This window comes from Enterobacter sp. 6722112, assembly GCF_058661685.1.
In genome coordinates, this window is record NZ_JBZWGR010000007.1 from 756970 (window position 1) to 770410 (window position 13441).

The 13441-nt window shown below is 53.8% G+C and carries 11 protein-coding genes; 6 read left to right on the plus strand and 5 right to left on the minus strand.

The window, feature by feature from the left end; genetic code table 11:
* Window positions 1-40: 40 nt before the first annotated feature.
* Together olsF and hemB are read right to left on the minus strand one after the other, a co-directional pair.
* On the minus strand, window positions 41-1741 hold the full coding sequence (gene olsF / locus AC4OVU_RS05140; protein WP_015571324.1) for a bifunctional ornithine lipid synthase OlsF: 1701 nt from the start codon (window positions 1739-1741) through the stop codon (window positions 41-43).
* A 128-nt stretch (window positions 1742-1869) separates the two neighbouring features.
* Entirely contained in the window at window positions 1870-2844 is a 975-nt protein-coding gene (gene hemB, locus AC4OVU_RS05145; RefSeq protein WP_015571323.1) for a porphobilinogen synthase, read from the minus strand.
* Window positions 2845-3296: 452 nt separating this feature from the next.
* Between hemB and AC4OVU_RS05150 the strand changes: the two genes are divergently transcribed.
* Both AC4OVU_RS05150 and AC4OVU_RS05155 read left to right on the plus strand, forming a co-directional pair.
* Complete coding sequence (locus tag AC4OVU_RS05150; RefSeq protein ID WP_110293087.1) at window positions 3297-6071, plus strand: autotransporter outer membrane beta-barrel domain-containing protein; 2775 nt, start codon at window positions 3297-3299, stop codon at window positions 6069-6071.
* 89 nt (window positions 6072-6160) lie between these two features.
* Window positions 6161-6787: a helix-turn-helix domain-containing protein gene (locus AC4OVU_RS05155; protein ID WP_015571320.1), complete on the plus strand. Its 627-nt coding sequence runs from the start codon at window positions 6161-6163 to the stop codon at window positions 6785-6787.
* A 2-nt stretch (window positions 6788-6789) separates the two neighbouring features.
* Here AC4OVU_RS05155 and ampH read toward each other — a convergent pair whose 3' ends face one another.
* Window positions 6790-7950 (minus strand): D-alanyl-D-alanine-carboxypeptidase/endopeptidase AmpH, encoded by a 1161-nt coding sequence (ampH, locus tag AC4OVU_RS05160; RefSeq protein ID WP_003859164.1) that lies wholly within the window; start codon window positions 7948-7950, stop codon window positions 6790-6792.
* Window positions 7951-8301: 351 nt separating this feature from the next.
* On the opposite strand from ampH, the gene sbmA reads away from it, so the two are divergent.
* Complete coding sequence (sbmA, locus tag AC4OVU_RS05165; protein ID WP_003859162.1) at window positions 8302-9522, plus strand: peptide antibiotic transporter SbmA; 1221 nt, start codon at window positions 8302-8304, stop codon at window positions 9520-9522.
* Window positions 9523-9534: 12 nt separating this feature from the next.
* Complete coding sequence (locus tag AC4OVU_RS05170) at window positions 9535-10632, plus strand: DUF1615 domain-containing protein (RefSeq protein WP_047727254.1); 1098 nt, start codon at window positions 9535-9537, stop codon at window positions 10630-10632.
* Here AC4OVU_RS05170 and AC4OVU_RS05175 read toward each other — a convergent pair whose 3' ends face one another.
* Window positions 10633-10935 (minus strand): DUF2755 family protein, encoded by a 303-nt coding sequence (locus AC4OVU_RS05175; protein WP_003859159.1) that lies wholly within the window; start codon window positions 10933-10935, stop codon window positions 10633-10635.
* A 248-nt stretch (window positions 10936-11183) separates the two neighbouring features.
* Between AC4OVU_RS05175 and AC4OVU_RS05180 the strand changes: the two genes are divergently transcribed.
* Window positions 11184-11405 carry a DUF2754 domain-containing protein gene (locus AC4OVU_RS05180; protein ID WP_015571318.1) on the plus strand — a complete coding sequence of 74 codons (222 nt, stop codon included), beginning with the start codon at window positions 11184-11186 and terminating at the stop codon, window positions 11403-11405.
* Between the two features lie 3 nt (window positions 11406-11408).
* Here the strand turns inward: AC4OVU_RS05180 and ddlA are convergent, their stop codons facing one another.
* Window positions 11409-12506, minus strand: coding sequence for a D-alanine--D-alanine ligase (ddlA, locus tag AC4OVU_RS05185; RefSeq protein WP_110293086.1), 1098 nt, complete (start codon window positions 12504-12506; stop codon window positions 11409-11411).
* A 103-nt stretch (window positions 12507-12609) separates the two neighbouring features.
* Here ddlA and AC4OVU_RS05190 point away from each other — a divergent pair, with 103 nt between their 5' ends.
* Window positions 12610-13293, plus strand: a complete 684-nt coding sequence (locus AC4OVU_RS05190; RefSeq protein WP_017383151.1) for an extensin-like domain-containing protein — start codon at window positions 12610-12612, stop codon at window positions 13291-13293.
* The last annotated feature ends 148 nt before the right edge of the window (window positions 13294-13441 follow it).

Here is a 13441-nt window from a genome sequence, read left to right on the forward strand (position 1 = left end):
ATTGTAGGCCCGGTAAGCGCAGCGCCACCGGGCAACGGAGCTAAAGGTGTGCTTCTATATACCGCTGATAGCGGTTTGCCTTCAGATAACACAGATCCACCAGCACCAGCCCGTCGATACAGTTATTGAACGCCGGATCGCTGCCGAAATCGATAAACTGCACGCCGCCGGGTTCGCATAGCTCGGAATACTGTTTGTAGAGCGGCGGGATGCCGCAACCCAGGTTGCCGAGCAGGGATTTCAGCTTTGTCAGGTCATCCACGTAATCCACTCCGCCAAACTGTGCCAGCACGTCCGGAAGTGAGGCCGGGTAGGGTTGACGCGAGGCGGCTAGGGGATGGCTGGCCGGAAACCAGAGACGATAAAACGCCACCAGCAGATCCCGTGCGGCTGGCGGTAAGCCGCCGGAGATGGACACCGGACCAAACAGGTAACGGTAATGGGGATAGCGTGCCAGATAGGCGCCAATGCCTGACCACAGATAGTCCAGACCGCGACGCCCCCAGTAGCGCGGCTGTATAAAGCTGCGCCCCAGCTCAATACCGTGCTCCAGTATGTCCTGCATTTTTTCGTCGTAGTGGAACAGGCTGTAGCTGTACAACCCCTCGACGCCGCGCTTTTCCACCTGCATGGCCGTTGGCATAAAGCGGTACGCGCCGACAATCTCCAGGTCATCGTCATCCCACAGAATAAGGTGCAGATAGTCATCATCGTAGCTGTCGGTATCCCGGCGCTTCCCGCTGCCTTCCTCCACGGCACGAAAGGCAATCTCGCGCAGCCGCCCCAGCTCGCGCAGCAGAGGCGCCTCTTCCTGCCCGTTGCGCTGCCAAAGATAGATGGCCTTACCATCGCTCGTTTTGCCCAGACACTCGGCCTGCGCCAGTTCGCGCTTGAGCGTCGCCCTGTCTTCCGGGCGGGCAATGGCGCACTGGGTTTTAAAGACGCCAGGCAATCCCTTGCCAAGACGTATCACGTGCTGACGACACTGCTCGGCCATCTCACGCGATGAAAGGGTAGAACTAAACCGGTCATTCCAGGCAATCTGCTGGCCGATTTTGATCGGCAGCTGACTGTGACGGCGGCGAAACATCTGTTGCATCAGCAGCAGCATGGATACCGTTGGCGAGACCAGGGTACTGGCATAAAACAGCAGGCTGTTGTGCGCCTGGATATGTACCGGGAGTAGCGGCACCCGTAGTTTGCCGGCCAGCTTGATAAAGCCCGGATGCCATTTTTTATCGCGGATGCCTTTGCGCGTTGGGCGGGAAACTTCGCCCGCCGGAAAGAAGATCAGCACGCCGGCGTTTTGCAGGTGCTGCTCCATCTGTATCAGCGAAGCTTTTGCGGTTCTTCCGCCCATATTATCCACGGGAATAAACAATGAACTGAGGGGCTCAAGGTGGGACAGCATCCTGTTGGTAACAACCCTGACGTCGCGGCGCACGCGGGAAACGGCATACAGCAGCGCCAGCCCATCCAGGGTGCCGGTGGGGTGGTTCGCTATCACAATGAGTGGGCCGTGTTCGGGGATTTGTTCGAGGTCGCGGGCGGAAACGGAGCAGTGAATATCAAGGTGTTCCAGTACCTGCTCCACCATATCCAGCCCTTTCAGGTGACGGTGGCTGGCGGCAAACTGCTGAAATTCGTCTTCGTGAAGCAGTCTTTTTAACAGACTTTTTTGCCAGGGTGCGGGCCTCGCCTGAGGCCAAAGGTCATCAAGAACGCTGTCGAGACTAAACATTGATCACTCCTCCTGCCGTCTTGCCCAGACAGTAGAAGGAGGAGATGTCGTTTATATTGCAGTTTGGTGAAGATTAGCGCAGAGAGCAGGCCGGGTAAGGCGAAGTCGTTACCCGGCGCTAAAGCGGATTAACGCAGAATTTTCTTCTCAGCCAGATCCAGCGCGAAATAGCTGAAGATCAGATCCGCGCCCGCGCGTTTGATCGCCCCCAGGCTTTCGAGGATCACTTTCTCTTCGTCGATGGCACCCGCCTGCGCGGCGAATTTGATCATCGCGTACTCGCCGCTCACCTGGTAGGCGCCCAGCGGCAGTTCGGTGCGTTCGCGAATGTCGCGCAGGATATCCAGGTATGCGCCAGCTGGTTTCACCATCAGGCAGTCAGCGCCCTGGGCTTCATCCAGCAGAGACTCACGAATCGCTTCGCGGCGGTTCAGCGGGTTCATCTGATAGGTTTTACGATCGCCTTTCAGCGCCGTGCCGGCTGCTTCACGGAACGGACCGTAGAAAGAGGAGGCGAATTTGGTGGAATAGGACATGATGGCGGTGTCGGTGAAGCCCGCAGCGTCCAGCGCCTGACGGATCGCCTGTACCTGCCCATCCATTGCCGCAGAAGGCGCAATGAAATCCGCACCCGCAGCGGCGGCAACTACCGCCTGCTTGCCCAGATTCAGCAGGGTCGCATCGTTGTCCACGCCGTGATCGCACAGCACACCACAGTGGCCATGAGAGGTGTATTCGCAGAAGCAGGTATCGGACATGACGATCATCTCCGGCACACTCTCTTTGCAGATGCGCGACATGCGGGCGACGAGGCCGTCTTCTTTCCAGGCATCACTGCCGGTCGCGTCAGTGTGGTGGGAGATACCGAACGTCATTACCGAGCGGATGCCCGCATTCGCAATGCGTTCGATCTCGCGGGCCAGATGCTTTTCAGGAATGCGCATCACGCCCGGCATCGCGTCGATGGCTTTGTAGTCATCGATCTCTTCTTCAACAAAAATCGGCAACACCAGATCGTTTAAGGTCAGTGTTGTCTCTTCAAACATGGCGCGCAGTGCGGGAGACTTGCGCAGGCGACGGGGACGTGCAATTAAATCGGTCATGGTATGCCTGATGTTTGTGGAACAAAGAGGTATAGTGTACCTGAAAGCAGGGAGCGGTGTTTTACTAAAGTTGTCTTTTAGATTTTCGAAATCGACTAATATTCGCTGTATGTATTTTGTCTATATTATAAAGCTTATTCTGGTGTTCAGTGTGGTATGTAATATTGGTGAGGTTTCTATATTGGTTCGGGATTATAAATATAAATGATTTATTGCTTTTTATTATATGTGCCGAAGCAACTAAAGTAGTTTGCAATCAGTTGAATTTATAATATTTATTCATAATGATTGATATTGTCCTGGGTTTACAAGCTTATTTGTCTGAATACGGACTTAATGGAATCATTCATTGAACCTTTTCGAAGTGAAACTGCATAATTCCTTCCGCAATTTAATGTTGCTAAATGATTTGATGGACAAACTTGCTTACGTCCCTGAGGAGGGATGACCCAATGCAAACATGGAAAAAGAAACTGGTTGTATCACAACTTGCATTAGCCTGCACACTGGCTATCGCTTCTCAGGCCAATGCGAAAGATATATCCGGCACAACATATAATACTTTTGGCTATGACAATACCGCGTCCACGCCCTGGTATTATGGTTATGCTGACTGGGATTATTCAGATGCCACACATGATGGTGACATTTATCCAGTCATCAATAAATCAACCGTAAACGGAGTTATTTCGACATACTATCTGGATGATGGTGTCAATGGCCGTGCGAACGCGTTAAGTATTTCTAACAGCACCATTAACGGCATGATCACGTCAGAGTGTATGACCACGACGTGTGCAGATGGCGTGGATACTGACGGTACCACTCATACCCAGTATGATCGTTTTAGCCTGACTGTTGATAACTCCACCATCAACGATACCTACGAGCATTACGCCTACGATGTCGTCAATGGTGAAACCACTGAAACGCATTATCTGGACACCTATGGTCTGGGTAACGCGATCACGCTGGACGTTGAATCTGACATCGTTATTCAGAACAACTCCCATATCGCGGGCATCACGCTGACGCAGGGTTATCAGGAGCTGGATAACACGCCATACGACGGTGTTGAAGGCGTTGCTAACAGCAGCAATATCTTTACCGATACGCTGGTGGTGAAAGATTCTGTGCTGACCTCTGGTGCGTACAGCGATCTGGGTACCAGTGGCTTCTACGGTCAAACGGCGAAGCCGAGCGACTACGGTGAAACCAACGCCACGGCTGCGGATGATGCGGCGCTGATCGTTGTTGCTGGCGCGTCTGATAACGCTATGCAGACCACCGCTACCTTCGATCACTCTACCATTACCGGCGACATCCTTTTCGCCAGCACCTTTGATAACAACTTCTACGAGAATGGCGATCCGGCAACGGATACCACCGATGACGGCGTCTATAACCCAACCACCAACGGCTGGGATGATACCGACAAGCTGGATGTCACGCTGACCAACGGCAGTAAATGGGTGGGTGCCGCGCAGTCCAGCGTTGAAGCCATCGGCACGGCGCAGATGTATGGTGAAGGCTACAGCGATGTAGACTGGCACACGCTTTCTCCAAACAGCATCTGGCCTGATTCTACCTTTGACAGCAACGGTCATGTTGCAGGTGAAGAAGTTTATCAGAGCGGCCTGTTCAACGTGGCGCTGGATAACGGTTCCGAGTGGGATACCCGTAAGATCTCCAACATCGACGCGCTGACGGTGAACAACCAGTCTCAGGTCAATGTTGAAAACTCCGGCCTGCTGGCAGATTCCATCACCCTGACCAATGCGTCTAGCCTGAATATTGGCGACAGCGGTGGTTTGGCTACCGACAGCCTGTATCTGGATAGCTACAGCCGTGCTGCACTCACTGAAGAGACAGCTGAGCTGTATGCCAACACCATTACCGTGGACAACGGTGCAGAGCTGGCGCTGGGTCTGGGTCAGGTTGATACGCACAATATGGTGCTGACCGATGGCGGTGTGCTTAACGTTGCCAGCCGTGATTATGTGCTGAACAGCGACCTGAACAACGCACGCTATATCACCAACGATCGCTCTAAAGCGGATTACGACTATGGTGTTGTCGCGCTGAACTCTGACGGCCATCTGGCGGTGAACGGTGACGTTGCCGGTAACTATAAAGTGCGCATCGACGATGCGACCGGCGCAGGCTCCGTAGCTGACTACGAAAACAAAGAGATCGTTCGCGTCTATGACAATAACGCGGATACCGCTGCCAGCTTTACTGCGGCAAACAAAGCTGATTTAGGTGCATACACCTATCAGGCGCAGCAGAAGGGCGACACCGTTGTTCTCCAGCAGGAAGAGCTGACTGACTACGCCAACATGGCGCTGAGCATTCCTTCTGCTAATACCAACATCTGGAATCTGCAACAGGATACCGTGGGTACCCGTCTGACCAACAGCCGTCATGGCCTGGCAGATAACGGCGGCGCATGGGTGAGCTATTTCGGCGGCAACTTTGACGCGGATAATGGCACCGTTAGCTACGATCAGGACGTAAGCGGCATTATGGTAGGTCTGGATACTCAGATCGACGGTAATAACGCGAAGTGGATTGTCGGTGGTGCGGCTGGTTTCGCGAAGGGTGATATCAGCGATCGTACTGGTCAGGTCGATCAGGACAGCCAGACTGCGATGATCTACGCGTCGGCGAAGTTCATGAACGACATCTTCCTCGACAGCTCCCTGAGCTACACCCGCTTCAACAACGACCTCTCTGCTACCATGAGCAACGGTCAGTATGTTGACGGTAATACCACGACTGACGCCGTTGGTTTCGGGATGAAACTGGGCTATGACTGGAAACCAAACCTGTCTGGCTACGTCACGCCTTACGCGGCGATCTCTGGCCTGTTCCAGTCCGGTGATGACTACCAGCTAAGCAACGACATGCGTATCGATGGTCAGTCTTACGACAGTATGCGTTATGAACTCGGCGTGGATGCAGGTTATACCTTCAACTACGGCGGCGAGCAGGCATTAACGCCTTACTTCAAACTGGCTTACGTGTATGACGATGCCGACAACAATGCTGATATCAACAATGACAGCATTGATAACGGCGTGGAAGGCTCTGCGGTTCGCGTGGGACTGGGCACTCAGTTCAGCTTCACGAAAAACTTCAGTGCTTACACTGATGCGACTTATCTGGGCGGCGGCGACGTTGACCAGAACTGGGGAGCAAACCTGGGTGTGAAATACACCTGGTAATATAGAAAGCGCGGGGGATTTTTCCCCCGCTTTTTTATGTGTTTTAAAAATTATAAAGAACCGACAGATACAGATGACTTGAGGTATGCATGAACGTTAATGCGAAGCCACTTTCTGAATTAAGCCGGCTCATAAAGTGTCTGGAAGTCGCCGGTACCCCATTTAAGATCGAACCACAACAATTAATAACTACCGGCAATAATGATGATGAACCATTGACCGTTGTCATACAATCCGGCCTGACGGCCGTCCACCGTAAATCAGACGAATTACTTATGGGTATTGCGCGGGCACCGTATATCCACGGTTTAAGCGCATGGATAAATGAAAACTATCTTGAATATTCTTTGATGGCACAGACGCCTTGTACCGGATTTTATTTACCGGCATCTGACGCGTACCAGCTTATTCAGGACGCGCAACTTTGGCAAGAGGCTTTCTGCTGGCTGTCATGGCTTAACCATTTATTGGGAAAACGTGACATGCAATTGGTCGGAAATAATTCCTATAGCCAAATCCGGGCGATGCTGATCAATATGGCCGAGTGGGATGACACGCTACGTTCAAAAATTGGTGTTATGAATCATATTCAGCGTAGCACTCGTATTTCTCGTTCGGTCGTTGCTGAGGTTCTGGCGGCGCTGCGACAGGGGAACTACATCAATATGAGCCGGGGCAAACTGATCAGTATCAACCGTTTGCCCACGGACTATTGAGATCAGTTAGAGGCCGTAAGCACCTGCGCTTTATTGGCACTCAGCTCGGCCACCAGATTATTTACGCCATCACTCATATTCACGAAGCGTGTATTTGGCGACCGGGTGACCACCACAAAAGCGCCTACGTTTGATTGCGGAATCATCGCCATGTAGGTGATGAACCCGCCACCTCCACCGGTTTTTTGAATAATCCCCGGTCGGCCATCTTTTGGCGCCATATACACCCAGCCCATGCCGAGGGCATCGGCTTTACCTGGAACATCCATGCCAATGACGCGTCGTAGCTGAGCACGCTGGTAGATGAGCGTCTGCATTCGGTCGGCCTGATTGCTACGCGCGTAAAAATCCGATGAGAGGAACTGTTGCATCCAGCGCATCATGTCGCCAGGCGTAGAGTAAACGCCACCGCTGCCAATGGCGGCCAGCGTGTTATTGCACGGGCTGGCCCCTTTTTCCGCCACCATCAGACGCTTGCACTGGTCCGGGGAAGGGGTGTACGTGGTATCTTTCATCCCGAGCGGACGCGTGATCTGCTCTTCAAACAGTTGAGGGTAAGGTTTACCCGACGCCGTCGCTAAAGCGTCGGCCAGCAGATCAAACGCCAGGTTAGAATAGCCGGCCTGCGAGCCCGGGGCCGATTTCAGGGTTGCTGTGCTCAGGTAGTTCCAGCGTTGCTCGCGGGTTGGCCAGACAAAGACAGGGCGATGCGCAGCGCCACCGGGCTGTTCTCGCGGCAGGGCGCTGGTATGGGTCGCAAGATTCACCAGTCTGATCGGCGTTCCCTGATATGTCGGAACGCGAGCGCCGGGCGGTGCATATTTGCTGAGTGGATCGTCGAGTTTCACCACGCCCTGATCGAGCAGTTTCACCAGCATTTCGCTGGTCATCAGCTTGGTTATCGATGCGACACGGATAACGGAATCCAGCTGCGGACGAACGTTATTTCCCGGTCGTGTTTCACCGAAGCTGCGAAACACCCGCTGGTTACCGTCGATCACGACCAGCGCCATTCCCGTCGCACCGCTGCCGTAATAAATAAGGTTCGCGTAGCGATCGGCAATGTCAGAGGCCAGAACCGGGGCCGTCAGAGGCTGTGCTGCCTGGGCGGTGGACAGGCTCACCGCACACAGCGCGGCGATAGAGAGCAGACAACGTTTCAACGAAAAGCATCCATCAAGTGAATAAGGAAAGTTACGGGTAGTTATACTACTAATCGGCGTCGGGCAATGGCCCGATTTGCATAACGATAGCGAGAAAAACGTAACCGTGGGTAAATTTGAACAATTTACTTGCGGCGTGGCTCCCATTTTGTGACATCGACCGTATGATAGACGCTACGATCGCTGTTGCGAATGAAACGCACCGAAACAATTCCTGAAAACTGTGAAGCGAACTAATAATTCACCCGCAGGTCTCACTTTTTTGCCTGAGCCGGGAGGCTGGCACAGGCAAGGTTTCGTGTGGCGATATGTTGAACACAGCAACAGCCATAACAACAAGAAGGAAGCACAATGTTTAAGTCTTTTTTCCCAAAGCCGGGGCCCTTTTTCCTGTCGGCATTTATTTGGGCGCTGCTGGCTGTCATTTTCTGGCAGGCCGGTGGCGGCGCGTGGCTGACCCGTCTTACGGGGGCAACGGGCGATATTCCCATTAGCGCAGCGCGCTTCTGGTCCATGAGCTATCTGCTTTTCTACGCTTATTACGTGCTCTGCGTAGGGCTTTTTGCCATGTTCTGGTTTGTCTATTCTCCTCACCGCTGGCAATACTGGTCGATTCTCGGCACGTCGTTAATCATCTTTGTCACCTGGTTCCTGGTGGAAGTGGGCGTAGCGGTCAACGCCTGGTATGCGCCATTTTACGATCTGATCCAGACGGCGCTGAGTTCGCCGCATAAAGTGACCATTAACCAGTTCTACCATGAGGTGGGGATCTTCCTCGGCATCGCCCTTATCGCCGTGGTGATTGGCGTGATGAATAACTTTTTCGTCAGCCACTATGTGTTCCGCTGGCGTACCGCGATGAACGAACACTATATGGCACACTGGCAGCACCTGCGGCATATCGAAGGTGCCGCACAGCGTGTGCAGGAAGACACCATGCGTTTTGCCTCTACTCTGGAAGATATGGGCGTGAGCTTTATCAACGCCATCATGACGCTGATCGCCTTCCTGCCGGTGCTGGTGACGCTCTCGTCGCACGTTCCGGAGCTGCCGATTGTCGGCCATCTGCCATACGGCCTGGTGATTGCTGCGATTGTCTGGTCGCTGATGGGAACGGGGCTGCTGGCGGTGGTGGGGATCAAGCTGCCGGGGCTGGAGTTTAAAAACCAGCGCGTGGAAGCGGCCTACCGTAAAGAACTGGTGTATGGCGAAGACGATGCCAACCGTGCGTCACCGCCTACCGTGCGTGAGCTGTTTGGCGCCGTACGTCGTAACTATTTCCGCCTCTATTTCCATTACATGTATTTCAATATCGCGCGCATTCTTTATCTTCAGGTTGATAACGTTTTCGGGTTGTTCCTGCTGTTCCCGTCCATCGTTGCGGGTACGATTACGCTCGGTCTGATGACCCAAATCACCAACGTCTTTGGTCAGGTTCGCGGTTCGTTCCAGTATCTGATCAGCTCCTGGACTACGCTGGTGGAGCTGATGTCCATCTACAAACGTTTACGCAGTTTCGAGCGTGAGCTGGACGATAAGGACGTGCAGGAAGTCACCCATACATTAGGTTAAAAAGGAATTGCTATGCCATTTGCCGTACCACGTGCATTACCGCTGACGTTACTCGCCGCTTTTGTGCTGGCGGGCTGTGCCGAAAAAGGGGCTGCCCCGCTCAAAGAAGGGGAGAAGCCCGTTGATGTGGCGAGCGTGGTGCGGCAAAAGATGCCCGCCAGCGTGAAGGATCGCAGTGAGTGGGCTGATGCGCTGGCAGCGACCTTCAAAAGCCAGAAGATCGCGCCTACCGAGGAGAATATCTGCTCGGTGCTCGCGGTGGCGCAGCAGGAATCGATGTATCAGTCAGATCCTGTAGTGCCTGGCCTGAACAAAATCGCCTGGAAGGAGATCGACCGCCGGGCCGAATCGATGCATATCCCGGTTTTCCTGGTGCATACCGCCCTTAAAATCACCTCGCCAAACGGTAAAAGCTACAGTGAACGGCTGGATACGGTGAAAACCGAGAAACAGCTTAGCGCCATTTTCGATGATTTCATCAATATGGTGCCGATGGGGCAGAAGCTGTTTGGCTCGCTAAATCCGGTGCATACCGGCGGTCCGATGCAGGTCAGTATCGCATTTGCGGAAAAGCATACCGACGGCTATCCGTGGGATATCGACGGTACGGTACGTCAGGAGGTCTTCTCCCTGCGCGGTGGGCTGTGGTTTGGGACGTATCACCTGCTGAATTATCCGGCCAACTACGATAAACCGCTGTATCGCTTTGCCGACTTTAACGCGGGCTGGTATGCCAGCCGAAATGCAGCCTTCCAGAATGCGGTAAGCCGCGCCAGCGGTGTGAAGCTCGCTTTGGACGGCGATCTCATTGCTTACGGCAGCAGTGAGGCCGGGACCACCGAACGTGCGGTGCGAAAACTCTCGACGAAGCTGGAGATGAGCAACAGCGACATTCGCCGACAGCTGGAGAAGGGCGACAGCCTGGCGTTTGAGAAAACGGATCTGTATAAGCAGGTCTTTGCGCTGGCCGAGAAGAAAAGTGGAAAGGCTTTACCCAGAGCCATTCTGCCAGGCATTCAGCTGGAAAGCCCGAAGATCACGCGTAACCTGACGACCGCCTGGTTCGCGAAACGCGTTGAAGATCGTCGGGCACGCTGTATGGGACTGTAATCAGTGGCGGTTGCGCCAGCGCAGGACAAGGGCAATCACGCCCAGAACCATGCTGCCCGCGAGGAAGGGAATGAGTCCAAATACGGTGCTCACGCCTAAACCGATTTCAACGCGCGGGCGGCCTGTATCCTGCACCTGCATCAGATGCTCATACACGCCAGGGGCATGCACCAGCATATTCAGCAGTTGGGTTCCTGCCCAGAAACAAAACAGAACAAACAGGGCATAGGCAATATTCCCCGCCGTGGAGGTTTTTGGTTGTTTTCCGCCAAAAATCGGTTTCGACAATGTAAAGTCTGCCATAAGACCTCCCGATAATATCACTCTGTGTTAATACGCGTCGTACAGGGTGAGTGTGACAGGTCATAGCATTTGTCAATATCAGAATCGTGGGAAATTCGGCTCAGGATTTCTCCTGGATTGTCGATTTCTGCATCACGTCACAAATTGATAACATAAGTGAAACTGCGCTGCATTTCAGAATTTACGTATCCGCCACAGACGCCTTTATCAAACTGTGAGAGGATAGTTTTTTTTCTGCCGGAGTTGTCATGAAGCTCACTTCCAAATTACGCCGTGACTGGCATTACTACGCCTTTGCGATCGGGCTGATCTTTATTCTCAACGGTGTTGTCGGGCTGCTGGGATTTGAAGCGAAAGGCTGGCAAACCTATGCGGTTGGGCTGGTAACCTGGGTAATCAGTTTCTGGCTGGCGGGATTTATTATCCGCCGTCGTCCCGATGAGACGACGACGGCAGAGAAAGCCGACTAACCGTTAGTTAACGGAGCTTTTCAGGGCGCTGTCAGCGGCGTGGCGCTCCAGCGCCAGTTCAATCAGGCGGGTGATCAGTTCCGGATAGCTTATCCCGCTGGCCTGCCACAGCTTCGGGTACATGCTGATATTGGTAAAGCCCGGCAGAGTGTTGATTTCGTTAATCACCACCTCGTTATCCGGCGTCAGAAACACGTCGACGCGCGCCATCCCACAGCATCCCAGCGCCTGATAGGCTTCAACGGCGATCGCCCGGATCTTGTCGTTAACGTCAGGATCGAGCGCGGCGGGAACCACAACCTGGGCACCTTTGTCGTCAATATATTTGGTGTCGTAGGAATAGAAGTCACTGTTCAGTACCACTTCACCACAGGTACTCGCCTGCGGGAAGTCGTTGCCCAGTACGGCGCACTCAATTTCACGACCGTTAATTCCCTGCTCAACTACCACCTTATGGTCAAATTCAAAGGCCAGACGAACGGCATCGTTAAACTGCGCTTCGCTGGTGACTTTGCTGACGCCGACGGACGAGCCCTGATTCGCCGGTTTCACAAACAGCGGCAGGCCAAGTTGCGCCTTGATCTGCGCGAAGCTGTGTTTATCGCGGTTGGCGCGAGTGAGCGTCACGAACGGCGCAATATTCAGACCGGCGTCGCGCAGGAGACGTTTTGTGACGTCTTTATCCATGCAGGCGGCAGAGCCCAGCACATCGGAACCGACAAACGGCAGGTTCGCCATCCGCAACATGCCTTGCAGGGAGCCGTCTTCGCCCAGCGTGCCGTGAACGATAGGGAATACCACGTCAATCTGTGCCAGCGCCTGCGCGTTCCCGGCATCGATAAGCTGTCCCTGTTCCACGCCCGGAACCGTTGCGACGCTGATATCAGAAGGATTAAGGGCAATGTGCGCCGGATCGTCAGCGTGTAACAGATACTGGCTGGCATCGTTAACATGCCACTGGCCCTGTTTATCAATGCCCAGCAGCACCACGTCAAAACGGCTTTTATCAATCGCATCAACGATATTTTTAGCCGATTGCAATGACACCTCGTGCTCTGCCGATTTTCCCCCAAAGACAATACCTACGCGCTGCTTTGCCATCTCACTCTCTTCCAGTCTGACGAAAAGCCCATAACATACCACGATGCCCGGCGGGTTTCGCGGCCTTCTGCCATAATGTTTTGGGGATGCTGAAGGGGGGCGCGTGAAAGGAAAAGGTCTGCTTATTCTTATTGTTATTGCCGGGATCGCCACGGTGGGCTACCGCTGGTTGCCGCCGTATTACAATCCTTTCGTGCCGCTTACGCTTGACGATCCGCCCGGAAAAATAACCCAGTTTAAACTTCGACGTTTAACACCGCAGGCATGCGAAAGCCTGTTAGCGCAGGCGAATCAACGCCAGCTTATCCGTACCCAGGCTGTCGCTGACAGCGCCGGTGAGTGTCCGCTGAGTAACGTGGTGCGCGTGCGCGATTTTGGCCCGGTGAGCCTGAACAGCAGCTTTCTGGCCAGTTGTCCGCTGGCGTTAAGTTCGGCGCTGTTTGTCAGCCAGCAGGCCCGACCGCTCACCAAAACCTGGACCGGAAGCGAGCTTACGCGTATTGAACATCTGGGCAGCTTCGCTTGCCGCAATATCTACAGCCGCCCGGATGCGCGGCGCAGCGAACATGCCACGGCGGATGCGCTGGATATCAGCGCTTTCAGGCTGGCAAATGGACAGCGCGTTACCGTCCTGAACGGCTGGAAAGCGGAAAAGACGCAGCCCTGGCTACAGGCCCTGCTCTCGGCAAGCTGTGGCTATTACGGTAACGGTCTGGGGCCGGACTATAATGCCGCCCATGCCAACCATTTCCATCTGGGGATGCGCGGCTATGGATTATGTCGATGAAGCATAATCTTCCGCCAAAAATTGGATAAATTGTGACTTATTTCACAAATATGATGACTGGGAAGATAAAACACCAAAGTCTGCAAGGCCGCATCTCTGGCGCTATGTCATTGCGCGTAACTTGCTAATCTGTCGGCGAATTCGCCTA